Source organism: Neptunomonas marina (genome assembly GCF_004005935.1).
GTDB lineage: Bacteria > Pseudomonadota > Gammaproteobacteria > Pseudomonadales > Balneatricaceae > Neptunomonas > Neptunomonas marina.
This window is the reverse complement of sequence record NZ_SACQ01000002.1, coordinates 351,713-375,983: the sequence shown is the minus strand read 5'-3', so window position 1 is coordinate 375,983 and position 24,271 is coordinate 351,713. Positions and strand designations below refer to the sequence as shown.

The following is a 24,271-nucleotide window of genomic DNA, read 5'->3' as shown; positions in this document are numbered from 1 at the left end:
AGCGCTGTATGCAGACGAAAATTCACAAGCGCTGGAATAAGATTCCAGCCGTTCAGGAAGCTGAAACCATTTTGCGCAGCTGCGTACACTGTGGCTTTTGCACGGCCACGTGCCCAACGTATCAAGAGTTATCGGATGAGCGTGATGGCCCGCGTGGACGCATCTATCTAATCAAGCAATTTTTGGAAACGGGCACATTAACAGAGCGCTCGCGCCGCCATCTCGATCGCTGCCTCGCATGTCGTAGTTGTGAAACCACCTGCCCTTCGGGGGTGCGTTACGGCAGGCTGTTGGATATTGGTCGGGCACTGGCTGAGCAAACACTGCCAAGGGGGTGGTTAGCGCGTGCGCAGCGATACCTATTGAGAACGATTGTCCCCAAGCCTAAACGCTTTCGGACCTTGCTGCGGGTGGCTCATTTATTCAAGCCCGTGCTTCCTAAGTCCCTGCAAAAGCAGGTTCCTCCGTTAGTCAGTGCTAACACTTGGCCTGCACAACGCCATAACCGCGTTATGTTGGTGTTACAGGGTTGTGTGCAATCAGTGTCGAGTCCGCAAACAAACGAAGCAGCCACACGGGTGTTGGATCGATTAGGTATTAGTTTGGTGGTCGCGCCGGATGCGGGTTGCTGCGGTGCGCTCACACATCATTTAAGTCATGAGCAGAGTACGCTGTTGGCGATACGCCAGAATATTGATGCGTGGTGGCCAGCGGTGGAAGCGGGCGCTGAGGCGATCGTTGTAACGGCTTCGGGATGTGGTGTGACGGTCAAAGAGTACGGTAAGCTATTAGCCGCTGACCCTCAGTATGCTGAAAAAGCAGCATGTGTCAGTGCTATCGCCAAAGATATTGCCGAAGTGATCGCCTGCGAGGATGTGAACTCGTTAGCTGTTAAGTTGCCGAAAAAAACGGCCCTGCATTGCCCTTGTTCACTGCAGCATGGGCAAAAACTGCCCGATATTGTTGAGCAATTGGCGTTGCGTATGGGGGCAAACTTAGCGAAAACACAGGAGAAACATCTGTGTTGTGGCTCTGCAGGAAGTTATTCTTTACTACAGCCTGAGTTAAGTGAGCGTTTACTTACACGAAAGTTAGCGGCTTTGGCTGCCGATAATCCTGAGCAAATCGTGACGGCGAACATCGGGTGTCAGTTACACCTTGGTGCGCATGCCGACGTACCTGTTAAACACTGGATTGAATGGCTTGATGAAGCGCTCAGCTAAGCTGCTCTTGAAAGAACTGCTTGGGTGGCTTACCTAGTGTTTGCCTAAACATCGCTACAAAAGCGCTGGGGCTTGCGTAGCCAAGAGATAATGCCACGTTGGTAACGCTGTCACCGCGGCTGAGACGGTTGATCGCCTCTTGCAAGCGCAGCTGCTTGCGCCAAGCGTTAAAGCTCATATTGGTCTCTTTCTGAAAGAGCCGTGTGAGGGTGCGGCGGCTTGCTCCCACCTCTTGCGCCCATGCTTGCGCAGATTGCTCGTTAGCTGGGTCCTGCATAAGGCGCTGCATAATACGTAAAATGCGGCGATCTTTAGCCAGTGGCAGGTATAGCTCGGCTGGCTGTAATGCTTCAAGCTCATCCATAAGCACGTGAACTAAGCGCGCCTCACGGCCATCAGGTGAATAGTGCTGTGTAAAGTTAACCACACGTTTGATCAGCTCACGCACCAGCGGCGGCACATCCATGACAGCACACACGGTTGGATAACGTGCTGCAACCGAAGCATCAATATGTAGGTGCCGCACTAACACATCGGTTTCGGCGACCACATGGTGCAGAATATTTCCTGGAATCCATACCGCCTGTTGGGGTGGAATCAGCCACGTACCGGTATCGGTTATCACCCGTATGACACCCTCTGCAGCAAAAGCCAACTGCGCGCGAACATGCCGATGGGGCACAACTTCTAGGCCGCTATTCATCTGCCCTTGCGTCCCAATGATGGGGCGGCTCGGGTCTTCGATATCACCGGAACCCGAGGGCTGGCGATGTGTCCTTTTCTCGCTATTCATTGTCTTTTTGTCGCTACTGCGCCATCTGAATTGATGCCAGAATAACGCTTTTACTCTTTCTGTAAAGTTGTTGGTAGCACCATGTCGACTCGTAAACCTGGGGTTTTATCGGCGTTAGGGCCGCTCTCTGTTGCCCATTGGGCCAGTATCATCATCGTCAGCGGCGCCCTGCTGCTTGGGTATATTGCACCCGCTGGGCTGACTACGCAGCAAAGCTGGAGCGCTGCACTGGTGGTGGCTGCTCTTGGGTTGATGGCGACAGCTGTTGTGGCCGATTACCTAATAGCGCTGCTGTTCTTTTTGGCAGCAATGCTCTTTGCAATAGCCCCTGCTGAGGTGGTCTTTGCGGGGTTTTCGGCTGGCGCAACTTGGCTCATCATTAGCGGGTTTGTGATCGGTATGGCGGTAAAGTCCACCGGGCTTGGGCAGCGGCTTAGTGGCTATCTGATGGTGTTTGCCTCGAGTTATACGCGCCTGACCAGTGCGGTGGTTGTGCTAGGGGTCGGTCTCGCATTTTTGATGCCATCTTCAATGGGGCGGATTGTGCTGTTGATGCCTATTGTCCTGCTGTTGGCAGAGCGTTGTGGCTTAAAGCCGGGATCACAAGGCTATGTCGGTATGGCGTTGGCTGCAGGCTTCGGCGCGCATGTGCCCTCGTTTGCTGTGCTGCCTGCCAATGTGCCCAATATGGTTTTGGTGGGCGTGGCTGATACGGTGCATGGTTTAACGTTGGGTTATGCCGAGTATCTGTGGCTGCATTTTCCGGTACTCGGCGTCTTAAAAGCGGTGCTTATTATCTGGCTGATTATCAAGATGTTCCCGGCAGGTTCGTTGGTGGCCACGCAATCTGAGATCAAGCCGCTCCAGCGCACCGAGATCTATCTGTTGGGGTTACTTTTGGTGGCCTTGGGGTTCTGGTTAACCGATAGTGTCCACCAACTCTCTCCGGCTTGGGTGGCGTTAACGGTGGCGGTGATTTTGTTGCTACCGAGGATAGGCTTGGTATCAAAGCAGCAGTTCTCTGAGCAGTTCAACTTTAATACGGTGCTGTTTATTGCCGCTATTTTAGGCATTGGTGCGGTGATCAATCATAGCAGTTTAGGCGCTTGGTTCGCGCACTTACTAGCGCCTGTTTTACCGCTTGCGCCCAATGAGCCATTACAAAACTATCTCTCGTTATCACTTCTTTCGATGAGTTCTGGGGTGGTGGCGGGGCTGCCGGGTATTCCGGCGGTGTTAACGCCGGTGGCAGCTGAGTTTGCCCAAGCATCTGGCTTACCGTTGAAAGCGGTTTTGATGTCTCAGGTGGTGGGTATATCGACCTTCCTCTTTCCCTATGAGTCAGGCCCGCTATTGCTGGCGTTGAGCATGGCCAATGTGCCGATGCGTTTGGCGCTCAAGTATACGCTCGTGCTGGCGGCCATGAGTGTGGTTTTGCTTTGGCCGCTGAACTACCTCTGGTGGCTGCTGCTAGGCTGGTTGTAGCGGTGCAGAGGTTTCCTCCTCAGTTGTTTCGGTATCAGCATACGTTTTCGCGATCGAGATAAAGTCTGCCTCGGTGGCTAAAAAAGCATCCACAATGGCTGGGTCAAAGTGGCTGCCTCGACCTTCGAGGATAATCGACTTGGCTTTATCGTGAGAGAAGGCTGGTTTGTACACACGTTTAGAGATCAGCGCGTCGTAGACATCCGCGAGCGCCATCAAGCGGCCCGCCAAAGGGATATCGTTGCCTGTGAGTCCTTGTGGATAACCACTGCCATCCCACTTCTCGTGGTGGGTGAGGCTAATTTCGCGTGCCAAACGCAGGAACGAGTTACTGCCCAACTGCTGCTCTGCTTTCCATAGCGCATCTGCACCGATCTGGGCGTGTTGCTTCATAATCGCAAACTCATCATCTGTCAGCTTGCCGGGTTTCAGTAAGATCGCGTCGGGGATACCGACTTTGCCCACATCATGCAGTGGTGCCGATTTGTATAGGAGGTCGATCACCTCGTCAGTGAGCTGCTCGGCAAATGCGGGTTCTGTTTTAAGCTGATTTGCTAAAGCACGCACATAGTGCTGAGTGCGGATGATATGGGCGCCTGTCTCGTTATCGCGGGTCTCTGCGAGTGTTGCTAAACCTAAAATACTGACATCACGCGTCTTATGTAGCTCTTGAGTACGGTCGGCGAGCTTCGCAATGGTCGCGTTAGTGCTGGCAGCGATGTGGCCAAACTCATCGTTGGACGCAACCGGCACATGCACATCGAGCGATCCTTCTGCCACTTGGCTGAGGGCCTCATGTTGGAAAGATAGGAAGCGCTTTAAGTTGCGTGAGTAACCTAAAATAATGGCGAGCACATAGCCCATAACCGCTGCAACAATAAAGAATATCTCCGTCAGAATATAGCGCTGCGAGGTGCTCAGTGGGATTTTATCACCGGTATGGATCAGCCACTCAAGGTCTTTGTTGATCACCAAAAAGACAACACCGACAACAGCAAATGCACAGGCAGATGCGAACAGTGTGAACTTGCGGCTGATAGGAAAGTGTGAGGCCGATAGCGGCAAGCTTTGTTGGCTCGCGCGCAGTTGTTCTGCGATCGTATATTCACGATAGAGTGCTAAATCGCAAGCGATAAAGAATCCGAGCACCAACATGCCAATCATGACTTTACCGGTGCTTTCTAAGGGGAAGCTATACACAATGCTGTTGTAGCTAGCGAGTACCGCACCTGCGATCAAGAAAAGCCCAAGATCTGTCTTGAACTGTACCCGCACCTGCTCTGCGAGAGGGCGGCGTTCTATGTAGCGGGTGACATAGTGTCGAGCAAGACTTTTTCCAGCAAACACCAGCAAGATAGGGAGGAACAATTGCAACGGGGTAAGGGAGTCCAAAAAGGGACACACCTGCATCCCGTAAATGGCGAACAGTAGGAGCGCGATACCATCATGAAGATGGGCGCGTTGCGATGTCGTGATCACCCGATGATCCTCTTATTATCTTATGACTGCTGTGTAAGGCGTACACACAGAACAAAAGATAGTACAGCTCGGGCAATTTGTAGAAAAAATGCGACGACCTAACGTTAGCTCGCCGCCTGTTTGAGAATGCGTTGCTTCACGGTTAGCACAATATTGGTAACCTCGGTATGGAGCGGGTGGCGGAACAGATAGAGGCCACCTAACCATGCGGCTACAAAGCAGATACCTGTTAATAGCAGGGACCAAAACTCATTCCATGTGGCCGTGATACCGCTGAACTGGATCGCTACGATTGTTGCGATACAGAGCAAGGTGACACCGCCACTTTGTACAAACATGGGCTTAAAGTCAGCGAGGGTAACTGACATACATTTGCCTAGTTCGCGATAGAGAATAATGGCACGAATCGCCTTTTCAGCAACAAACGCCGCGGCGACTGCATACAAGCTGATCTGCGCTGTGATGATAAGTAAAATGATGGTGATGATCAGATAGAAGGTGTGCAGCTGAGCGACTTTCCCTGTTTTACCTTGGGTCACTAGAATTCGCTCTGTCAGCGTAATACTGAAATAGATCATCGCCGCCAATGACGCGAGCTGCAGTAATGGTGCAGAAGCGGTCCATTGATCACCGAAAAGGAACAATACGACTTCATCGGACATTAAAATGAAGAAGCTAAAGAATGGCCATGCGACGGCGGTAAGCGCTGTTGTCGAGTAGAAAAATACGCCTTTCAGGTCTCCATCACTATGCTTAATTTGCGCGAAATATGGCTGTATGACTTGCAGCATCCCCTGATACACCAGATCAGTAAACATGCTAGTGGTTGCCAGACCTTTACCAAGTAAAGCGACGGCTTGTGCATCAATTGCTTTACCAACAATGATCTCAGGTGCCGAGCGGGTTAGGTGGTTAGCGATATATGACCAGCTCATCTTCCAGCCAAAAGAGATAACCGCAGGAATGGATCTAAAACCGGGAAGCCAGGGAATGATGGCAGGTCTAAAGAAGATGAGTAGCGCAATCGTGGTCGCGGTGCCTGAGATAGCGGCCCATCCCAAACTCATATAACTAAAGCCCAGATAAGCTAGGCTGATGGAGACGGTACAGTTAACGACTGTAGAACTCACCTCAACCAGCATTAGCTTTTGAAACTGCATCTCACGCTTTAATACTGAGAGTGTCAGTGTGCCAAACGGAATGAGCAAAAAGTTAATTAGCAGTAGCGAAATAACATCCTCGATCTCTGGCCGGCCGTAATAGCTGGCGATCGGTCCTTTGAGGAAGTAGAAGAGCGCAACAAGGGAGTAACAGATCGATAACGATATCGTAAAGGCGGATGCCAACTTCGATTTGGTGAGATCTTTTTCGAGGATAATATAATCTGAAATACCGAAATCACGAATGACTTGCCCGATAGCGAGCAGAGCAACTGCGATAGAGAATATCCCGATCTCTTCTGGCGTTAATAAACGAGCCAGCACAATCACAGAAACAAAATTTAATGAGATTACTAAGTAGCGCGAAGCGAAGGACCACGCGAAGCTCATCCTAAGTTTGTTGGTCACCAGTTGTTCCTGTTCTGTGGGTAGGTTTTAGCAGATAATATTACAGTATGGCGCTTGCATCATTAATGAACCATTAAATGTGATGAGATATTCGCGCTGTTCGGTCTAATCAGTTGATGTCTAAGGTGATTAGTCGCGGCTATCGAGTAGCGCGTTGAGCATTAATTACCGGTTAGTGATGGCGGTAACTGCGCACTTGCACGTTATCTATGGACACTAGAAACGTGCAGAATGGCGCGCAGTAGTATGATTACTCTTCCAGCTCAGGGATTGGTGTGGGTTTACCTGCGCTATCAATCGCGACAAATTTAAAAATCGCTTCTGTTACTTTCTCGCGGTGTCCGATGCGTCCACGTCGTACCCATGCTTCCACATGGATATTCATTGATGTGCGGCCGACGGACTCGACTTCGGTATAAACACCTAAGATATCCCCAATCTTAACGGGGCGGATGAAGCTCATGCTATCTAGCGCGACGGTTACCACGCGGCATTGAGCGCGCTCTCCGGCGCAGATACCGGCTGCCATATCCATCTGTGACAATACCCAGCCACCAAAAATATCGCCCGCCGGGTTTGTGTCTGCGGGCATAGCTACGGTGCGGGTTGTCAGGCGCCCTTGTGGTTGTTCACTCATACATCACCTCCAGTGCTTAAGTGCTCATCATGCCTTTTCCTGATTTAGCTGAAAAGGCAACACTGTTTTTCGCACCGATTCATTTTAACTCTGTCACACTAGGGGTAATGAGCTTATAGGGAAGGTTTATGGGTCTGAAAAAGCGCCTTAAGGGGCTACTGGGTGATGATCTGGTAGATGACCTGCACGGTCAGGTTAAAGATGTGTTGGAGCACGGGTTAGATCGTCATGTGCGTATTGCTGTGACGGGCATGAGCCGCAGTGGAAAAACGGTGTTTATTACCGCACTCACTCAGCATCTGTTGGCATCTGACAAGGGAGAGTCGTTACCATTTTTTGCGCTATCAAGTAGCGACCAAATTATCAGTGTAAAGCTGTTGCCTGTGGATAAAGACCACGCGTTTCCATTACAAACGGCGGTGCAAAACCTTGCGGCAGAGCCACCCACATGGCCAGCGTCCACAACGGGCCTGTCAGAAGTCCGTTTGGCGATACGCTACCGGCCCGCGAGCCGTTTGCAGCGTTTAGTCAGTGATATAGCAACGTTGTATGTCGATATTATCGATTACCCCGGAGAGTGGCTGCTCGATCTGCCGTTGCTGCATAAGTCCTTCGAGCAGTGGTGCAGTGAGCAGCGGGAGCTCTTTGCCTTGGCGCCGCGCGCCGCTCTGGCAGCTGATTGGCTGGCGGCTCAAGCGGCAATCGATTGGTCGCAGCCGGTCGATCAGGCGCAACTAAGTATTTTGAATCGTGAATACGTTAAGTTGCTCCACCTCTTTCGCAGTGAGCAGTACGGCATGAGTGTCATTCAGCCCGGGCGGGCGGTGCTGCCTGCTGAGTTAGAGAACGACACACTCATCGAGCTATTTCCACTGATCGCGACGAAACCGGCTGGGACACTTGAGGATAACAGTGGCTATCGAGTCATGGAGCAGCGTTATCTTGATTACCGTGAGCAGGTTATCAAGCGCTTTTATCGCGAGCATTTTGCCCGTTTCGATCGCCAAGTGGTGCTTGTGGATTGTTTGAAGACATTAAACAAGGGGCAGCAATGTTTTGATGATATGCGCTTGGCTGTAACGGATGTGTTGCAAAGCTTCAATTATGGTCCATCTGGGTTTTTACGGCGCTTGTTGAGTCCGCGTATCGATAAGGTTCTCTTTGCATCGACCAAAGCTGATCATGTCACAGCGAATCAGCACCACAACCTCGATCGCTTTCTTGAACTAATTATCGCGGATGCTCGACGGGAGATGCAGTTTGAAGGGATAGAGACCACCTGTATGGCGTTGGCATCGGTGCGCTCTACCGAAGCGGCTGAAGCGGTGTTAGATGGACAGACGATCTCGTGCTTGAAGGGTTATAAGAAAGCGAGTGGTGAGCCCGTGGCACTATTTCCAGGCGAGGTGCCTATTGAGCTACCCACAGAGAAAGATTGGCACAGTCAGCGTTTTCGCTTTGTTGATTTTGCGCCGCGTAAGCTACCAATGCAGCAACTACGGCCTGAGCACCATATTCGCCTCGATCAGGCGATCGAGTATCTATTAGGAGACCTGTTTTAATGTCGGACAAAAAGCAATGGCAAGCCCCTGTTGATATCCCGCTTGATCAGGTCGATCACCAACCAGCGCAGGAGGAGTCGTTTGCTCACGCGCGCGAAGTGCCTGTGGAGCAAGTGGTATCGGTCACCGAAGAAGCCCCCAAGGTGGAGCGCGAACCTGCCGTACGAGTGCGGAAATCGCGTTGGCGTAAAGTGTTTGCGTTGTCGGCAGGTGTCGTCCTCTTTGCTGCCGTTGTGAGCGAAGTGAACCGCTTGGTTGATTGGGCATTTTCGCTTCATGTGACGGTGGGTTATGCGGCGGTTGCTGTTGTGACGACGGCGGTTGTCAGCGCAGGCATGTGGTTGTTGCAAGGGATGCGAGGGCTGCGGCAGTTAAAAGCACGCGAGGATATTCGGGCACGCGCACAGCAAATGACAGAAGGCCAAGGTGAGGCCATCCAGTTGATCAAAACGATCGAAGCTCACTATCAAGATAATACCCGGGGCGCTAAGCAGGAGTTTCTTGCAGCAGTCCACCAACTTGATAGCGCTTACAATGACAAAGAGGTTGTGCGTTATCTATCAGCACACGGGCTGACGCAACAAGATGAGGCCGCAAAACGCTGTATTCAGCGCTATAGCGTCCACTCGGGGGTCTTGGTCGCCGTTAGTCCCTTTGCCACCTTTGATATGTGGCTGGTGGGATGGCGTAACTTGAGAATGCTCCGTGAGCTTGCGGAAATTTATGGTATCTCTGCGGGGGCAACCGCGCAGTGGCAGTTACTCAAAGGCGTGCTGCACAACATTGCGTTTGCGGGTTTGAGCGAAGTCACAATACATGCAGGGACTCACGTGTTGGGTGGGTCATTGAGCGGTGCGGTATCTGCACGTATTGGACAAGGTATTGGTGCGGGGTTATTCACAGCTCGATCAGGTTTGCATGCGATGCGATTGTGCCGACCATTGCCGGATGATGGACATGTGAAGTTAGACCTATCCACAATATCGGCGGCGATACAGCAAGACCTCAATAGAAAAAGTGGATAAACCTTGTGTATATGCTGGGAATAATGTGTATAAGCGTAATGGGCCTCGTTAAGTGTCCGTTATCAATAGAGTAAGGTGTTGATAACTATTTAACGCTACTTTGTGAATAACAACGGATATGATTATTGTTATCCCCGTTTTTCCATAGGTTATGCACGTAGTTTGACTGCGTTATTAACATTATGAGGCGTGCATTTATCAAGCTGCTTTGTGAGTCGTTAGGGTAGCTGATTGCGATAACGGTCGATGATGCTTTGTATCTCGCCGTTCGCTATGAGTGCTTTTAACACGCGATCCACTTTTGCTCGAAACTGGTCACGAAAGGGGTAACGAACGGTGTCAGCGCTGTAACCGAGGTGGCCCGATTGGCCAATTTGGGTGCCGGTAAAGTTAAGCGTTGTCAGCTTTTTTTCGAGCTCGGGTTGTTCTTTCGTCAGCTGGTCAAGCTCCCATCGCGTAGGTAGCTCTGCATGCATAAAGCAGTCGGCTCGGTTTAGTAACATCATATGGATAGCACTGCGTGCACCAGAAACTTCGATATGGGTAATACGGTTAGTGGCGATGCTCTGTAGAAAGTCTGGTGTGAGGAGATAGCCCTTGTTGGCCGTAATGCGTTTGCGCTTAAAGTCTTGCGGCCAGATGAGTGTCTGGGTACCGCTCACGCGGCTGGAATCGCACATCAAGACCACATGCTCGGTTAAGATGGGGATGGAGTACGCACCAATATAGGGTCGCTCTTTTGGGAAGTAGTAGGGTGGGAAGATCGCGAGAGCTCGGCTATTTTTAATCTCTGCCAAGCCCCGCCGCCAAGGCATCATCATGATATCGATATCGTACTCTGGCAACTGAGCGAACACCTTTGTGAGTACGTCGACATAGATACCGCTTGGTTTTCCCTCGTCTAAAAAGGAGAAGGGTGGATAACTTTGATCTCCAATAACCGTTATCTTGGTGGGTGCATCTGCGGCCACAGCGTTAGCCCAGAGCAGCAAGCTAATGAGCGTTAGTCTAGCTGCGTGTCTCATCATTGGAGGCAGACTCTTCTGTTTTTGTTGTCGCCGCTTGTTTTGCTTGCCAAGCGTTTAACTCAGCGTAGTAGGTGTCCCAGACGCATGGCTCGCAGCCTGACTCGCAACACTCATAATCGCCAGGTGGTGTGGGGCGCTCGGGGTTACTCATGTTATACCTCGTTACATCGTATTATGATTTAAGTCTAAACCGATTTTTGTAAGTCTCAACTGCTCGCTGTGCATTCCTTACCCAGAGGGTGAGCAGCAGCGATGCCGTTGAGCCATCACAGGAGGATCTATTATGACGCGTTTAGCCATCAGTTTTCTCTTAGCTTTTGGGTTGATCGGGTGCTCATCCGTGCCTAAGCCGGTGGACGTTGAGCAAACTCAGCCGCTGGTGAGCTACATAGAGGCGCAATCGCTAACCCAGCCTTCGCAGGGTGTCATGGCGCGCTGGGGTGGTACGATCGCTGCAGTTACGAACCTTGCCGAGCACACTGTGATCGAGGTGGTGCACTTTGAGCTAGATAGTTCAGCTTATCCGAATAAGGGGTCTGACCAGAGTGCGGGTCGTTTCAAAGCCTACGTGAACGGTTTTCTCGACAGTGAAATTTATAAACCGGGCCGTTCGATTACTATTCTTGGCACGGTGTCAGCTCCCGAGACCGACAAAATAGGCGAGTACACGTATCGATTTCCGGTATTAAAACAGGCTAAAGTTCATCTTTGGCCGGAGAAAACGCCTCAAATAGAGCCGGTGTACAGAACCCCGTTTATTCTGCACACACCCATTTACTATCGGTACTAAGCGGCTTGGCCTGAATCTTTTGACCTTCGCAAACGGCGCATATTACTACAACGCATATCGAGCGAGACTGACATGACATTTGAGAGTGCCTTAACGTTTTTTGTAGCGATCTTCATCTTTGGCATTACGCCAGGGCCGGGTATTTTTGCAGTTCTCGCGCGCGCGCTGGTGTTAGGAGGGCGCTCTTGCTTTTGGCTTTCGTTTGGCATGGTGATCAGCGATATCTGCTACCTAATCTTCGCGTGTTTAGGCTTGGCAGCGATTGCAGAGCACTGGGGCGAGCTGTTTACCGTCATTCGGTGGGCGGGTGCGGCATACTTATGCTATCTGGGCTGGAAGCTATGGACCACGCCACTTGATACTGAAGGTGAGGCGAGCAGCACTGCAGTACCTGGGCGTACCGGCAGTTTTGTGCAAGGGTTCTTAATCTCGGCGTCCAACCCAAAGGTGATTCTGTTCTATATTGCGTTTTTGCCAACCTTTATGGACCTAAACGCGCTGGTGTTTAGTGATATTGTACTCGCATCTGTGCTGACGCTGGTGGCATTGATGATGGGGCTAACCCTTGTGGCTGGATTTGCGTCTATGGCCAGACGTCAGTTTAGCTCCCCTGTAGCCATGCGCCGTTTGAACCGCTCAGCGGGGTCGTTGATGATTGGCGCGGGTGCTTATTTAGCAACCCGCTCCAGTTAATGTGTGATGAGTCACTGTTAATCAGACAAGCTTGGTGGCGATATCGATCTCGCCCTCAAGTGTTCTATGTACGGGACAGCGGTCTGCAATCTCGAGTAGCCGCTGTCTTTCCGCTTCTGTTAGCTCGCCGCTCAGTCTAATTTCACGAACAAACTGATCGATCTTACCGCTTGTTTGTTCGCACTGGTCGCAATCGGTAGCGTGGATTTTGTCGTGCTTAATATCCACCTCGACGTGTTCTAATGCGATCTTCTTACGGCGCGCATACATACGAATTGTCATTGCGGTGCAGGCGCCTAGCCCCGCAGATACCAATTGGTAGGGCGTTGGGCCTAGGTAATGGCCACCGTAGCTGGCTGGCTCGTCGGCGATCAAGTGGTGGCCCGATACGCTGATATCTTGTGTGAAGCTGGTTGGGTCTGCTTCGCTAACGCGGGTTACACCTTCGGGTGCATCCATGAGCTTAGGCAGTGTTTGGATATCGATGTAGCGCTGCACCCATGTTGAGATCATCTCGGCGGCATACTCTGCGTCAGCGGCTTTGGTGAGCAGATGGTCGGCATCATCTAACGTAATAAAGCTTTTCGGGTGGTGCGCTTGCTGGAAGAGTGTTGCGGCGTTATCGACCGTAACGGTTGTATCCAGCGGCGCGTGCATGATTAGCAGCGCTTTGCGCAGTTTCCCGACCTTTTCACTCAGGGACTGAGCGGAGATATCGTCCACAAAGTCGCGCTTAATCTTAAAGGTGCGCCCCGCCAGATCAACATCGGCTTCACCTTGCTCACAGATCTGTGGCAGATCTGCTGAGAAATTGTGCAGCACGTGGTCTGGGGATGCCGGTGCATTGAGCGTAACAACAGCTTTGGCTTCAGGAATAGCGTCGGCGGCGGCTAATATCGCAGCGCCCCCTAAAGAGTGGCCAATGAGCAGCTGTGGTGCTTGAAAATCGTTGCGCAGTAGGTCTGCTGCCAAGATCAAGTCGTGGATATTTGAGCTGAAATTGGTATTAGCAAACTCGCCATCTGAGTGCCCAAGCCCCGTAAAGTCAAAGCGCAACACAGCAATTCCCAATGAGGCCAAACGACGTGCTATGCGTCGTGCTGCGGGAATATCTTTAGAGCAGGTAAAGCAGTGTGCAAAAAGCGCGAATGCAGCGGGTGTGCCGCTGGGCAGGTCTAGTCGAGCGGCAAGAGTAGAGCCATCATGTCCTGTAAACTCAAGGCGTTGCGTCTTCATCGTCTTCCTCACAGATTGAACTCGGATGAGAGGCAGTATTGACGATGCCCTAACGCAACACCAGTAAGAATTTGCTATCGAGGTGATAGTTTATTTAGTGAGCAGCTTCTCTTTTAAAGAGTTTGCTGCCCAGCGTCACCAAAGTGACGGCGACTGCACCTGCCGCAATACCAAAGAGTGCCTCTAGCAGAGTCGGCACTAAAAAGCTCAATACGCTGCCAATGCCCTCGATGCTCGCAGCATAAGTGCCTGCCGCTTCTATCGCATGGTGCACCACCGCAATGCCATGGCTAAGAATACCGCCACCCACCATAAACATGGCGGCTGTACCAACAACTGCTAGCGTTTTCATTAGCCAAGGAGCGGCAACTAATATCTTTTCGCCCACGGCTTTTTTAAACGCGCTCGATTGTTGGGTGAGGTAAAGTCCCAGGTCATCTAACTTGACGATGCCGGCAACAAGCCCATAAACACCAATGGTGATCAGTAGCGCAATACCCACCAGTACTGAAAACTGTGTCACTAAGCTTGCACCAGCCACGGTACCTAGCGTGATAACGATAATCTCAGCCGAGAGAATAAAATCGGTGCGAATAGCCCCTTTGATCTTCTGCTCTTCAAACGCGACAAGATCCACTTGTTGGTCGTGAAAGGCCGCCTTGAGCGCCGCTTTTTCGGCCTCTTCGTCCTCGTGAAGGTATTTGTGAGCGAGCTTTTCGACGCCCTCAAAGCAGAGAAATAAGCCACCTAGCATTAGTAATGGCATGATCAGCCACGGGATAAAATAGCTAATCGCGAGCGCGCCTGGCACCAGAATCGCTTTGTTCTTGAGCGACCCCTTTGCGACCGCCCAAACGACCGGTAATTCGCGTTCGGCTCTAACACCGGACACTTGCTCCGCGTTGAGGGCCAAATCGTCACCGAGTACCCCGGCTGTCTTGCGTGCCGCAACCTTAGTCATGGCTGCAACGTCGTCTAGCAGCGTGGCAATATCATCAAGTAGAGCGAGTAAGCTAGCACCAGCCATGACTTTCCTTCCTTAACTATAAACAGCGCGTCACATTAGCACAGGGCTATGAACCCTGTATTACTTGCGCGGTGTTGGGTTAGTAACCTTTCTTGAGTTCTTCTGATGTTAAGTTCACAACGCCATCGATGAGTTGGTTAATGACAGGCGTAGCTATTTGGCGCTGTACCCGAGGATAGCGTGGCTGGGCACGGTCGTTCAGGGTGGGGAAATGCCAGCCTTGGGTATGGTTGAGAAACTCCTGCGCAAAAGCGGCACTGATCTCATGACAGCCTGCAAGGATCACATCAGCATAGCTAAGCACAATGGGGTTTTGAGGGCAGGGTGCGGTGATCACATCGGTATGATAGATCCAAATATGGCCCTGCGGCAGAGGCGCTTCGGAGAGTGATGTTAAACGCGAAAGAGGCACTGCGCTGCGTTGATAGCCTTGCTCACGATGATCAAAAGCCGGTAACTCTGACTCCGCTACCTCGACGATAACGCCGTTGCAGTGTGCCGAAGCTTTAGGCACAACGGCCACCGAGCTCATGCCAAACTCATCACTCATCACCGACCAGTGGCGCTCGTAACCGGCCACGCGAGCTGGCCAGCTTTGACCTGTCTCACCCGTGGCTGAGCGGCTAATGCCATTGATCAAGCTGCCATAGCCAAAGATAAAATGCCTGCTCATTCCTACCTACCCAATTGATGATAAACGGCTATTGTAACCTGCTCTTGGATATCGCGTACAAGCCAGCAGCGGAGTTGGCTTCGCTTTTAATACTAACCTCGTTACTATATGGACTTCGCAAAACGACCTATTCGAGCTACCTCACGACTTTATGCGGCAACTTCTTCTCAGCGCTGACCAGTTTTGGTCGAGCTTACCCAAATTACATAAACTGCTCTCATCCGTACTGGCAATCATGGTGTTCTTACTGCTGCTTCTGTCGTCACAGACCGCGGAGCGTAATGTGCGGTTGCCCCTGCAGATTAGCGAAGCTGAGTTTGGTGATATGACAGCGGATAACAGCCAGCGTGCACGCCTAGCCGATTACGAATATGAGATTGCCAAGGGCGATGTGCTCAGTGGTATTTTTGATACCTTGAGAATCCCGCAAAAAACCATGTACGAAATCTTGGAAACGGATCTTGCGGTACTTGCGCTGGATACGCTGAAACCCGGTAATAAGCTGAGCTTTTGGCTAGATCCTGCCAGCCGTGAGCTGAGCAAGCTTGAGATTGAGTTTAGTTTGGCGCATCGCGTGACTTATGTGCGTGCGCCGGGCAAGGGGTTTGAGTACAACGTCACCATTTTACCGGGCGACTGGCAAGAGGAGGTCTTGAGTGGCGAGGTGCGGGGTAGCTTTTACCTGTCAGCTAAGCGCAGTGGCTTAACCGCGGGCGATATCATGTCTATCTCGGCGCTGTTTAAGAATAAGCTCAACTTTAACAAAGGCTTTCGAGCAGGTGATCAGTTTCAGGTTGTGCGTGCAAAGCAGATGGTCGATGGACAAGAGACCGGCGAAACGCGGGTCGAAGCTGTGCGCATACTCAACCGCAAGCGCGAGCTTACCGCATTCCTCTATAAAGATAGTTACTATGACGAGACGGGAACGGGCCTAGAGCGCGCATTTTCGCGCTATCCGCTGAAGAAGCGTTATCGTATCTCTTCTCCCTTCAATCCTAAACGCCGTCATCCGGTAACGCGTTTAATACGGCCTCACAATGGCACTGATTTCGCTACCCCGATTGGAACACCGATCTATTCGACGGGCGATGGTGTAGTGATTGAGTCCAAACGCCATCCTTATGCTGGGATCTACATCAAGATCCGCCACGGTCAGAAATATAAAACCCGTTATCTGCACCTCAGTAAGTCTTATGTACGCAAAGGGCAAACGGTTTCTCGTGGCCAGAAAATTGCGCTATCAGGTAATACAGGTCGCTCAACAGGCCCGCATCTACACTATGAGCTGCATATCAATAATCGTCCTGTGAATGCGATGTCTGCAGATATCCCAATCATGACTGAGATTGAAGGAAGAGAGCGTAAACCTTTCAAAGCGAAGGTGGCTAAGGAGCTCGCGCTGATGAAAGCCAACGCAAGCTGATATTTTAATACGCTTAGAAAGGCTGCCAAAAATGGCAGCTTTTTAATTTAAACTGTCGATTATGTCAGTTTTTGCTTTGCGCCAATCATAGCTACGCTACTCGATATATTCTTTATCTTTTAAAATCAATGTCTTATTGGTTTTGTAAAAGTTGGTATATCGCTTGCTATCTACTGAGTAACTCACACAGTTATGAAAGGAGTAGAGCCATGGGTAGTGCACATGATGAAAGCGGCGTAGAAGTGATCGGTATTGTGCCATCGGTATTGATGGTTTTGGTCGGGCTACTCGTTGCTATCTTTCCAGCGATTATGCAGTTGGTGTTGCTGTCTAATTAAACACCGAAGTCTCCTACCAACTCTTTTAGCCGGGCTTGCTCGGCTTTTTTGGTTTTGAGAGCAGCGAAAGTGACATTGTCTACGCAAGCGGCGCATGTTTGCCAACGAAGTTGAGCGCGAAGTGAAGAGTTAAGTGCGAAGTAAGATCTTGGCGGAAAACAATGATTGGTGCAGATGGGGAGACTCGAACTCCCACGCCCGTGAAGGCACTAGCACCTGAAGCTAGCGTGTCTACCAATTCCACCACATCTGCTCGAAAGAGGGCAGCATTATATAGAGCGCCTTTTTGTTTGTGAAGCACTTCAAATAAAAAAATGGCACGCTAGACAGCGTGCCATTTTTGGGTGTTTGGGTGGGCTAAACTATTGGCCGAGACAATCAACAAATTGCTGGCTGAACTGGGTTAGAAACGTGATATACGCGCCCTTTTCAGCGCTCACATCCTGCCCTAATGGGTCTAGCTCTGCCGTTTTAATCGGGTTGCTACCGATGATGGAGCGCACTAGTGCGTCGCTGAACTGTGGCTCACTAAAGATGCAAACCGCTTCACTGGCAGCGATCTTGTCGCGCAGTTGCGCAAGATGTTTGGCACCAGGTTTGCGGCTTGGATTCACGGTGAAGTTATCGATCTGCTTTAAGTTATAGTGGCCAATAAAGTGCTGATAGGCATCGTGGAATGTGATGAAACCTTGACCGCTAAGTGGGTTCAATTGGCGTTGTAGTTGGCGGTCAACGGCGATCAGGCGTGCTGCGAAATCGTCGTAGTTGCTGTTCAGTTGCGCTGTATATTCCGGCTGAATCGCGATGACTTGGTCACGCAGCTTTTCTGCTGCGGCCAATGCATTGAAGGGGTCTAGCCAGATGTGTGGGTCTACGCCACCATGGTCGTGACCTTCGTGACCTTCGTGACCTTCGTGACCTTCGTGACCTTCGTGACCTTCGTGACCTTCGTGACCTTCGTGACCTTCGTGACCTTCGTGACCTTCGTGACCATCTTCACCTGCGTGCTCTTGCGCGTGCAGTCTGGCCTGATCATCCAGCAACATGAGCTTTGTCGCGCTGGATTGGCTGATTGGCTTTGTTAAAAACTGCTCCAGCTCAGGCCCTACCCAAACGACAAGGTCGGCATCATGAATTTTACGGGTATCGGATGGGCGCAAAGAATAAGCATGGGGAGAAGCGCCGGGTGGAATGAGCACCTCAGGCTTCGCAATACCATCAAGAACTTCGGCTGCGATGAGCTGTAAAGGCGTTATACTAGCCACAACGCGAACCTCAGCGGCCGCGAAAGGCGCAGAGAGTAGAAGAAAAATAGGGAAAAAAAGTTTTCTAAACATCGCAACTGTTTCCTAAATAATTAGTTGTTACAATATAACAAAACATAAAGATGCTGCCTATGAAGAACAGTGAAGTGGCGTTTCAGCCAGAGCATGATCACTCAAAATGTGTTGATACCGCGCTACGTGAGGCTGCCGAGCGCTGCCGTGAGCGTCAGCTGCGCCTGACACCGATTCGTGAGTTGGTGCTTAAGTTGATTTGGCAAAGTCATCGGCCGCTTGGGGCTTATGAATTACTTCCTGCTATGGCAGAGGCGGGTTTTAACTCGGCGCCGCCAACCGTGTATCGCGCGCTTGATTTTCTGCAAGAGCAAGGACTGGTGCATCGTATAGCTTCCTTGAATGCGTTTATCGGCTGTAGCCACCCAGATCATCGCTGTACGAATAGTTTTTTAATCTGCACGCAATGCAAAAGCGCGGTAGAACTCGACGCGCCCGATGTATTGACGGCTGTTAGCCGCCGAGCTGAAGAGGTGGGCTTTAGGGTGGAGTCAGAGATCGTCGAAATCGCTGGCACGTGCCCGAACTGTCAGAAAGGTACTGAACATGGCTGAGCCAGTGGATTTGGTTCGCTTGGAGCATGTGGATATCCGTTTTGGAAGCAACCATGTGTTGCAGAATATCTCACTCAACTTGCACAAAGACTGCATCACAACGCTGATTGGCCCTAATGGCGCAGGTAAAACCACGTTAGTGCGGGTCGTTTTAGGTTTGATGAAGCCGACGCTGGGTGTTGTTTGGCGCCAGCCGAACTTGAAAGTCGGCTACATGCCTCAGAAGCTACAAATCGATCGGACTTTTCCCCTTACTGTGCTGCGCTTTATGCAGACATCGGGTATTAAAGCGATGGCTGAGATTGAAGCGGCGCTCGCGGCAGTGCGCGCAGATTACCTGCTTAACCACTCGATGCATGACCTATCTGGCGGCGAGACGCAGCGTGTTCTGCTGGCAAGAGCGCTGCTGCGTAACCCTGATTTGTTAGTACTGGATGAGCCGGTGCAGGGTGTTGATATTAACGGCCAGGTTGAACTGTACGATTTGATTGCGCAGATCCGTAAAGCGCGGCGTTGCGGTGTGTTGATGATTTCACACGACTTACACTTGGTGATGTCCTCAACTGACCATGTGGTGTGCTTGAACCACCATGTCTGCTGCTCGGGACGTCCTGAGCACGTGAGTAATGATCCTTCCTTTGTTGAACTCTTCGGTCAGCGCGGTGCTGATAGCTTGGCGCTTTATAGCCATCATCACAATCATCGTCATAACACACATGGTGACGTGATTGCTGACCAACCACAGCCATCGGAGTGCTGCCGTTAGATGTACGATTTTCTGCTATATGCCGTGCTGGGCGGCTTAGGTGTCGCGCTTATTGCTGGGCCGTTGGGTGCGTTCGTGGTGTGGCGGCGCATGGCCTATTTTGGCGATAGCTTGGCGCACTCTGCACTGCTGGGTGTCACGTTGGGCTTCTTGTTGGATATCAACATGAATTTGGCCGTGGTGCTCTGTTGTTTGGTGTTGGCAGTGTTACTGGTGAGTTTACAAAAGCAGCGGATTATCGCCACGGATACGCTGCTGGGTATTATGGCGCATAGTGCTCTGTCGCTGGGTTTGGTGGCGGTCTCGTTTTTAGATGGCGTGCGCGTGGATCTGATGGAGTTTCTGTTTGGTGATCTATTAGCAGTTGGCCTGCAGGACTTGATTTGGATTGTCGTGGGGGGCGCGGCGGTACTAGGAATGCTCAAATGGTGCTGGGATGATCTGCTAGCCATTACCATTAATGAGGAGCTCGCTCAGGTCGAGGGTGTCAATGTGGCCCGTACACGTTTGATTTTGATGCTGCTGATCGCGTTGGTGATCGCGATCGCCATGAAGATCGTAGGTGTTCTGCTGATCACGTCGCTGATGATTATTCCCGCCGCTGCGGCACGGCGTTTGTCTTCAACGCCAGAGCGGATGGCACTGTTTGCATCGCTCATTGGTTGTGTAGCGGTGTTGGCGGGGATCAGCGGTTCGTGGCAGTGGGATACCCCTGCCGGACCAACCGTTGTGGTCGCTGCGCTGATCCAGTTTTTAGCGATCTATCTACTGCCACTTAAGCGTGCCCGTATCTAACGGGCTAACGCTTCCAGAGTAGGTTGATCAGGGCTCCAAGGATGATCAGGCTACCGCCAACCCATGTCCAAAGCGTTGGAATTTCAGCAAAGCAGATCCACCCCAACAGCATCGAAAAGATCACCTGCACGTAGGCATAGGCGCTAGCCTTACCGGCCTCTTCTGTTTGCATCGCTTTGGTGAGTCCCACTTGTCCCACTTGAGTAAACACGCCGACCAATAACAGCAGCGCAAGCGTACTGAGCGAGGGCATAACAAATGTATTTTGTATCACTATCAGCGTCAGCGATATTGGTAAAGCGATCAGCGGGAAATAGAAGATAATGACCGAGCTATCTTCGCTTTGGCTCAAGCGGCGTACGAGAACATAGGCGACAGCACTACCAAATGCGCCCACTAACGCAGCTGTGACACTCAGAATCGGCAGCGTCATTGTGCCGCCAAACAGGAACTCTGGTCGGACAATAACAATCAACCCCGTGATCGATAGCAATAAGCAGAGCGCGGTGGCGCGCTGAACACGCTCGTTGAGAAAGAGCAGTGCAAGAAGTGCCGTAAACAGCGGATAGAGGTATTGAAGAATCGTGGCTTCTGCCAGCGGTAGTGTCGATACCGAGTAGTACACGCAGATTAAGGCAAAAGTTCCCGCTACGCCGCGCGCTGTTAACAGTGCATGGCGCTCACCCCAAACCGAGATGCCCTTGCGCTTCACATCAACATAGCTAATTAATAACGAGACAAACGCGCGGGCCGCAACAATCTCTAAGACAGGGATACCTTGCAAGCTAACGGCTTTCACGCATACCGCCATCAGAGCAAATCCTAAAGCAGAGAGCAGCATATAGCGGACGCCGATGGGCACTAGCGATGCAGAAGCAGCGGTGTTCATAGAGTTCTCTTAGTTATGTGTAGCTTACGGTGAAGCTATTGGGGCCGTTGGAAGGTTTCGCCAGCGATGCGGCAGGCGTCGTAGCGGTGGCAACTGACTTCATGATCGTTAACCATACCGATTGCCTGCATGTAGGCATAGCAGATGGTTGGCCCAACGAACGTCATGCCTGCCTTTTTGAGTGCTTTGGACAGGGCTTGTGACTCGGCGGTTTCAGCTGGCACGTTACGGTAATCATCCACATGGTTTTGCAGTGGGCGGTTATCCACAAAAGACCATAAGTAGCGTGCAAAGCTACCGTATTCGGCTTGAATAGCAAGAAACGCACGCGCATTTTTCACCACCGATGCGATCTTCAACTTGTTGCGGATAATGCGCGAGTCTTGTTGCAACTGAACCAGGTATTCATCGTTGTAGTGGACTATTTTAGCGGGGTCGAAGTTATCGAACAGCGCTCGATAACCCTCGCGTTTTTCCAATACGGTGCGCCAACTCAAGCCGGCTTGGGCACCCTCCAAGACAAGAAACTCAAACAGCAGGCGATCATCTGTTTGGGGCATCCCCCACTCAGCGTCATGATAAGCCTGTTCTAGCTCTGAATGGGTAGCCCAATAGCAGCGTTGGCACATGGTAATCGCCTATCAGTGGTCGCGGCGTTGCGAACCAGGGTTTGCAACAAAATTGAGTGGTTGAGCGGGCTCAAGCTCTACTTTTTTGTTCACGCGCGTTTCAAGTTCTGCGACATCCTCAGGCGTGCCATCGAGGTTTTGACCGTCGACATAGTCGCAGCGCACACACTCGCGATACTCGCGGCGTTCGTTACGATACACGCGAATCGTGTCCATCTCACCACAGCGTGGGCAAACTGCCCCGGCAACAAAACGTTTTACCACTGACATAGTGGGTTCCTCCTAGGATTGAATACCTGAATGACGCAGCAATGCATCGACGCTTGGTTCACGGCCACGAAACGCGACAAACAGTGCCATTGGCTCCTGCGATCCGCCTTGTTCGAGGATCGTCGAGCGGAAGCGCTGTCCAGCTTCTTGATTAAAGATACCCACCTCCTCAAAGAGGGAGAAGGCATCGGCCGAGAGCACTTCCGCCCACTTGTAGCTGTAATAACCGGCCGCGTAACCGCCTGCAAAGATATGGCTAAAACTATGCTGGAAGCGGTTAAACGCTGGTGGTGTCACCGCCGCTACTTGCTGTCGAACATCGTCTAACAGCGCTTGTATATCGGTGGCCTGCGGATCGTACTCATGGTGCAGGCGGAAGTCGAACAATGAGAACTCCAATTGGCGTACCAACATCAGTGCCGACTGGAAGTTCTTCGCCGCGAGCATTTTATCAAGTAGTGATTGTGGCAGTGCCTCGCCTGTTTCATAGTGGCCTGAGATCAGTGCCAGCGCTTCGGGTTCGTAACACCAGTTCTCCATAAATTGGCTCGGTAGCTCCACCGCGTCCCACGCAACTCCATTGATACCGCTGACATCAGCGACTTCAACTTGGGTCAGCATGTGATGGAGACCATGCCCAAATTCGTGGAACAGTGTTGTGACTTCATCGTGAGTCAGCAACGCCGGGTTATCTCCGACAGGCCCGTTGAAATTGCAGACAAGGTAAGCAGTCGGTAGCTGCAATGATCCATCTTGTTGGCGGTAGCGATTGCGGCACACATCCATCCAAGCGCCGCCACGTTTGTGTGAGCGGGCAAAGGGATCAAGGTAGAAGCTTGCAATCTGCTCACCCGCACGACTGATCGTGAAAAAGCGGGCATCTTTGTGCCAACTATCAAACTCAGCAACCTCTGTGATCTCAATATCAAACAGCTTCGCCGCCACCGCAAACATGCCCTCTACCACTTTTGGAAACGGGAAGTAGGGGCGCAGCATCTCTTGTGAAATAGCGTAGCGTTGCTCTTTTAATTTCTCGGAATAGTACGTGACATCCCACGCTTGTAGATCAGCTAGGCCGTCGGTCTCTTTGGCAAACTCGGCAAGCTCACTGAGCTGCGTACGCGCTGCGGTGACACTTTTGTCTGCAAGGTCATTCAAGAAACCAAGCACTTGTTCGGGTGACTCCGCCATTTTTGTGGCAACCGAGTAGTCGGCGTAGGATTCAAAACCTAGCAGCGCCGCGAGCTCTTTACGCAGGTTGAGCGTTTCTTGCATCACTGCGCTGTTGTCCCACTGGCCGGCGTTAGGGCCTTGATCGGACGCGCGTGTTGCATTGGCTTCATAGACTTCACGACGCAGCTCGCGGTTATCACAATGCGCCATCACAGGATAGAAAGAGGGGAACTCAAGCGTAATCAGATAGCCCTCTAGGGACTTCGCTTGTGCCGCTTGCTCAGCCGCAGCTAGCGAGATGTCAGGTAAGCCGGCGAGCGCATCTGCATCGGTGATATGTTTGGTCCAGCCCTGCGTTGCATCCATCACATTTTCGGAAAACTTAGTCGAAAGTTCCGATAAACGCTGGCGAATTTCGGCGAAACGCTGTTTTTTCTCATCCGGCAGGTCAATGCCTGAGAGCTTGAAGTCCCGCAGGTTGTGGGCCAGCGCTGTTTGCTGTGCGGGTGATAGGTTTGGCTGCTGTGCAACGCGTTGATAGGCTTTAAACAGCGCTTCATTTTGGCCAAGCTCGGTCCAATATTGGGAGAGTTTGCCGAGGTTTTCGTTATACGCTTCGCGCAGTTCATCACTATTCACGACGGCGTTCATATGGGAGACCGGCGACCACGCATTAGCAATCGCATCGTTTACCGCGTCGAGTGGCGCAACAACGCTGTCCCAGTCGCTGAGCTGATCGTTCTGCGTCACATCCGCCACAACGGAGCGTGCCTGCGCGAGTAATTGATCGATCGCTGGTGTGACGTGCTCTGGTTTGATGGCTGCGAATGGGGGCAGTGTGGCGCTATCCAATAACGGGTTACTCATCAATCTCTCCG

General features: G+C 51.5%; 25 protein-coding genes and 1 tRNA gene. 11 read left to right on the top strand and 15 right to left on the bottom strand.

Annotation, left to right across the window (positions count from 1 at the left end; all coding sequences use genetic code 11):
- Positions 1-8 precede the first annotated feature (8 nt).
- Positions 9-1,223: a glycolate oxidase subunit GlcF gene (gene glcF / locus EOE65_RS06450; RefSeq protein WP_127693471.1), complete on the top strand. Its 1,215-nt coding sequence runs from the start codon at positions 9-11 to the stop codon at positions 1,221-1,223.
- Here the strand turns inward: glcF and EOE65_RS06445 are convergent.
- On the bottom strand, positions 1,216-2,016 hold the full coding sequence (locus EOE65_RS06445; RefSeq protein ID WP_127693470.1) for an AraC family transcriptional regulator: 801 nt from the start codon (positions 2,014-2,016) through the stop codon (positions 1,216-1,218). The genes glcF and EOE65_RS06445 overlap by 8 nt on opposite strands.
- Positions 2,017-2,097: 81 nt before the next feature.
- Between EOE65_RS06445 and EOE65_RS06440 the strand changes: the two genes are divergently transcribed.
- Entirely contained in the window at positions 2,098-3,501 is a 1,404-nt protein-coding gene (locus EOE65_RS06440; protein ID WP_127693469.1) for an SLC13 family permease, read from the top strand.
- On the opposite strand, the gene EOE65_RS06435 is transcribed toward EOE65_RS06440, so the two are convergent.
- From EOE65_RS06435 to EOE65_RS06425, 3 genes are all read right to left on the bottom strand, one after another.
- Positions 3,487-4,980: an HD domain-containing phosphohydrolase gene (locus EOE65_RS06435; protein ID WP_240656928.1), complete on the bottom strand. Its 1,494-nt coding sequence runs from the start codon at positions 4,978-4,980 to the stop codon at positions 3,487-3,489. The genes EOE65_RS06440 and EOE65_RS06435 overlap by 15 nt on opposite strands.
- Positions 4,981-5,084: 104 nt before the next feature.
- A complete protein-coding gene (locus EOE65_RS06430) occupies positions 5,085-6,548 on the bottom strand; it encodes a lipopolysaccharide biosynthesis protein (protein WP_127693468.1) in 1,464 nt (487 codons plus the stop codon).
- 250 nt (positions 6,549-6,798) lie between these two features.
- Positions 6,799-7,185, bottom strand: a complete 387-nt coding sequence (locus EOE65_RS06425) for an acyl-CoA thioesterase (protein ID WP_127693467.1) — start codon at positions 7,183-7,185, stop codon at positions 6,799-6,801.
- Positions 7,186-7,313: 128 nt separating this feature from the next.
- Between EOE65_RS06425 and EOE65_RS06420 the strand changes: the two genes are divergently transcribed.
- A complete protein-coding gene (locus EOE65_RS06420) occupies positions 7,314-8,747 on the top strand; it encodes a YcjX family GTP-binding protein (protein WP_127693466.1) in 1,434 nt (477 codons plus the stop codon).
- On the top strand, positions 8,747-9,772 hold the full coding sequence (locus EOE65_RS06415; protein ID WP_127693465.1) for a TIGR01620 family protein: 1,026 nt from the start codon (positions 8,747-8,749) through the stop codon (positions 9,770-9,772). The genes EOE65_RS06420 and EOE65_RS06415 overlap by 1 nt, the downstream gene beginning before the upstream one ends.
- Before the next feature lie 218 nt (positions 9,773-9,990).
- On the opposite strand, the gene EOE65_RS06410 is transcribed toward EOE65_RS06415, so the two are convergent.
- Together EOE65_RS06410 and EOE65_RS06405 are read right to left on the bottom strand one after the other, a co-directional pair.
- Positions 9,991-10,800, bottom strand: a complete 810-nt coding sequence (locus EOE65_RS06410) for a substrate-binding periplasmic protein (protein WP_127693464.1) — start codon at positions 10,798-10,800, stop codon at positions 9,991-9,993.
- Positions 10,781-10,951: an oxidoreductase-like domain-containing protein gene (locus EOE65_RS06405; RefSeq protein WP_127693463.1), complete on the bottom strand. Its 171-nt coding sequence runs from the start codon at positions 10,949-10,951 to the stop codon at positions 10,781-10,783. Before EOE65_RS06405 ends, EOE65_RS06410 begins: the two co-directional genes overlap by 20 nt.
- A 132-nt stretch (positions 10,952-11,083) precedes the next feature.
- Here EOE65_RS06405 and EOE65_RS06400 point away from each other — a divergent pair, with 132 nt between their 5' ends.
- Together EOE65_RS06400 and EOE65_RS06395 are read left to right on the top strand one after the other, a co-directional pair.
- Entirely contained in the window at positions 11,084-11,590 is a 507-nt protein-coding gene (locus EOE65_RS06400; RefSeq protein ID WP_127693462.1) for a Slp family lipoprotein, read from the top strand.
- Positions 11,591-11,662: 72 nt separating this feature from the next.
- Positions 11,663-12,283, top strand: coding sequence for a LysE family translocator (locus EOE65_RS06395; RefSeq protein WP_127693461.1), 621 nt, complete (start codon positions 11,663-11,665; stop codon positions 12,281-12,283).
- Positions 12,284-12,304: 21 nt separating this feature from the next.
- On the opposite strand, the gene EOE65_RS06390 is transcribed toward EOE65_RS06395, so the two are convergent.
- The 3 genes from EOE65_RS06390 to EOE65_RS06380 all read right to left on the bottom strand — a co-directional run bounded on the left by EOE65_RS06390 (position 12,305) and on the right by EOE65_RS06380 (position 15,219).
- Positions 12,305-13,519 (bottom strand): bifunctional alpha/beta hydrolase/OsmC family protein, encoded by a 1,215-nt coding sequence (locus EOE65_RS06390; RefSeq protein ID WP_127693460.1) that lies wholly within the window; start codon positions 13,517-13,519, stop codon positions 12,305-12,307.
- Positions 13,520-13,613: 94 nt separating this feature from the next.
- Positions 13,614-14,546, bottom strand: coding sequence for a DUF808 domain-containing protein (locus tag EOE65_RS06385; protein WP_127693459.1), 933 nt, complete (start codon positions 14,544-14,546; stop codon positions 13,614-13,616).
- Between the two features lie 79 nt (positions 14,547-14,625).
- Positions 14,626-15,219, bottom strand: coding sequence for a gamma-glutamylcyclotransferase family protein (locus EOE65_RS06380; protein ID WP_127693458.1), 594 nt, complete (start codon positions 15,217-15,219; stop codon positions 14,626-14,628).
- Between the two features lie 151 nt (positions 15,220-15,370).
- Between EOE65_RS06380 and EOE65_RS06375 the strand changes: the two genes are divergently transcribed.
- Both EOE65_RS06375 and EOE65_RS18305 read left to right on the top strand, forming a co-directional pair.
- Positions 15,371-16,642, top strand: a complete 1,272-nt coding sequence (locus tag EOE65_RS06375) for a peptidoglycan DD-metalloendopeptidase family protein (protein WP_127693457.1) — start codon at positions 15,371-15,373, stop codon at positions 16,640-16,642.
- A 209-nt stretch (positions 16,643-16,851) separates the two neighbouring features.
- A complete protein-coding gene (locus EOE65_RS18305; protein WP_276317499.1) occupies positions 16,852-16,980 on the top strand; it encodes a hypothetical protein in 129 nt (42 codons plus the stop codon).
- A gap of 166 nt (positions 16,981-17,146) precedes the next feature.
- Here the strand turns inward: EOE65_RS18305 and EOE65_RS06370 are convergent.
- Together EOE65_RS06370 and znuA are read right to left on the bottom strand one after the other, a co-directional pair.
- Positions 17,147-17,233, bottom strand: a tRNA-Leu gene (locus EOE65_RS06370).
- A 109-nt stretch (positions 17,234-17,342) separates the two neighbouring features.
- Entirely contained in the window at positions 17,343-18,317 is a 975-nt protein-coding gene (gene znuA, locus EOE65_RS06365; protein WP_127693456.1) for a zinc ABC transporter substrate-binding protein ZnuA, read from the bottom strand.
- Between the two features lie 59 nt (positions 18,318-18,376).
- On the opposite strand from znuA, the gene EOE65_RS06360 reads away from it, so the two are divergent.
- The 3 genes from EOE65_RS06360 to znuB are packed head-to-tail and all read left to right on the top strand — an operon-like array spanning position 18,377 to position 20,432.
- Entirely contained in the window at positions 18,377-18,871 is a 495-nt protein-coding gene (locus EOE65_RS06360; protein WP_127693455.1) for a Fur family transcriptional regulator, read from the top strand.
- The gene (gene znuC, locus EOE65_RS06355) at positions 18,864-19,637 is read left to right on the top strand and encodes a zinc ABC transporter ATP-binding protein ZnuC (RefSeq protein WP_127693454.1); all 774 of its coding nucleotides are present in this window, start codon (positions 18,864-18,866) and stop codon (positions 19,635-19,637) included. Before EOE65_RS06360 ends, znuC begins: the two co-directional genes overlap by 8 nt.
- The gene (gene znuB, locus EOE65_RS06350; protein WP_127693453.1) at positions 19,638-20,432 is read left to right on the top strand and encodes a zinc ABC transporter permease subunit ZnuB; all 795 of its coding nucleotides are present in this window, start codon (positions 19,638-19,640) and stop codon (positions 20,430-20,432) included. It begins immediately after the preceding gene.
- A 4-nt stretch (positions 20,433-20,436) separates the two neighbouring features.
- On the opposite strand, the gene EOE65_RS06345 is transcribed toward znuB, so the two are convergent.
- The 4 genes from EOE65_RS06345 to prlC are packed head-to-tail and all read right to left on the bottom strand — an operon-like array spanning position 20,437 to position 24,260.
- Positions 20,437-21,321 (bottom strand): DMT family transporter, encoded by an 885-nt coding sequence (locus tag EOE65_RS06345; RefSeq protein ID WP_127693452.1) that lies wholly within the window; start codon positions 21,319-21,321, stop codon positions 20,437-20,439.
- A 35-nt stretch (positions 21,322-21,356) separates the two neighbouring features.
- Positions 21,357-21,950 (bottom strand): DNA-3-methyladenine glycosylase I, encoded by a 594-nt coding sequence (locus EOE65_RS06340; protein ID WP_127693451.1) that lies wholly within the window; start codon positions 21,948-21,950, stop codon positions 21,357-21,359.
- 12 nt (positions 21,951-21,962) lie between these two features.
- Positions 21,963-22,220, bottom strand: a complete 258-nt coding sequence (locus tag EOE65_RS06335) for a YheV family putative zinc ribbon protein (RefSeq protein ID WP_127693450.1) — start codon at positions 22,218-22,220, stop codon at positions 21,963-21,965.
- Between the two features lie 12 nt (positions 22,221-22,232).
- A complete protein-coding gene (gene prlC, locus EOE65_RS06330) occupies positions 22,233-24,260 on the bottom strand; it encodes an oligopeptidase A (RefSeq protein ID WP_127693449.1) in 2,028 nt (675 codons plus the stop codon).
- Positions 24,261-24,271: the final 11 nt, after the last annotated feature.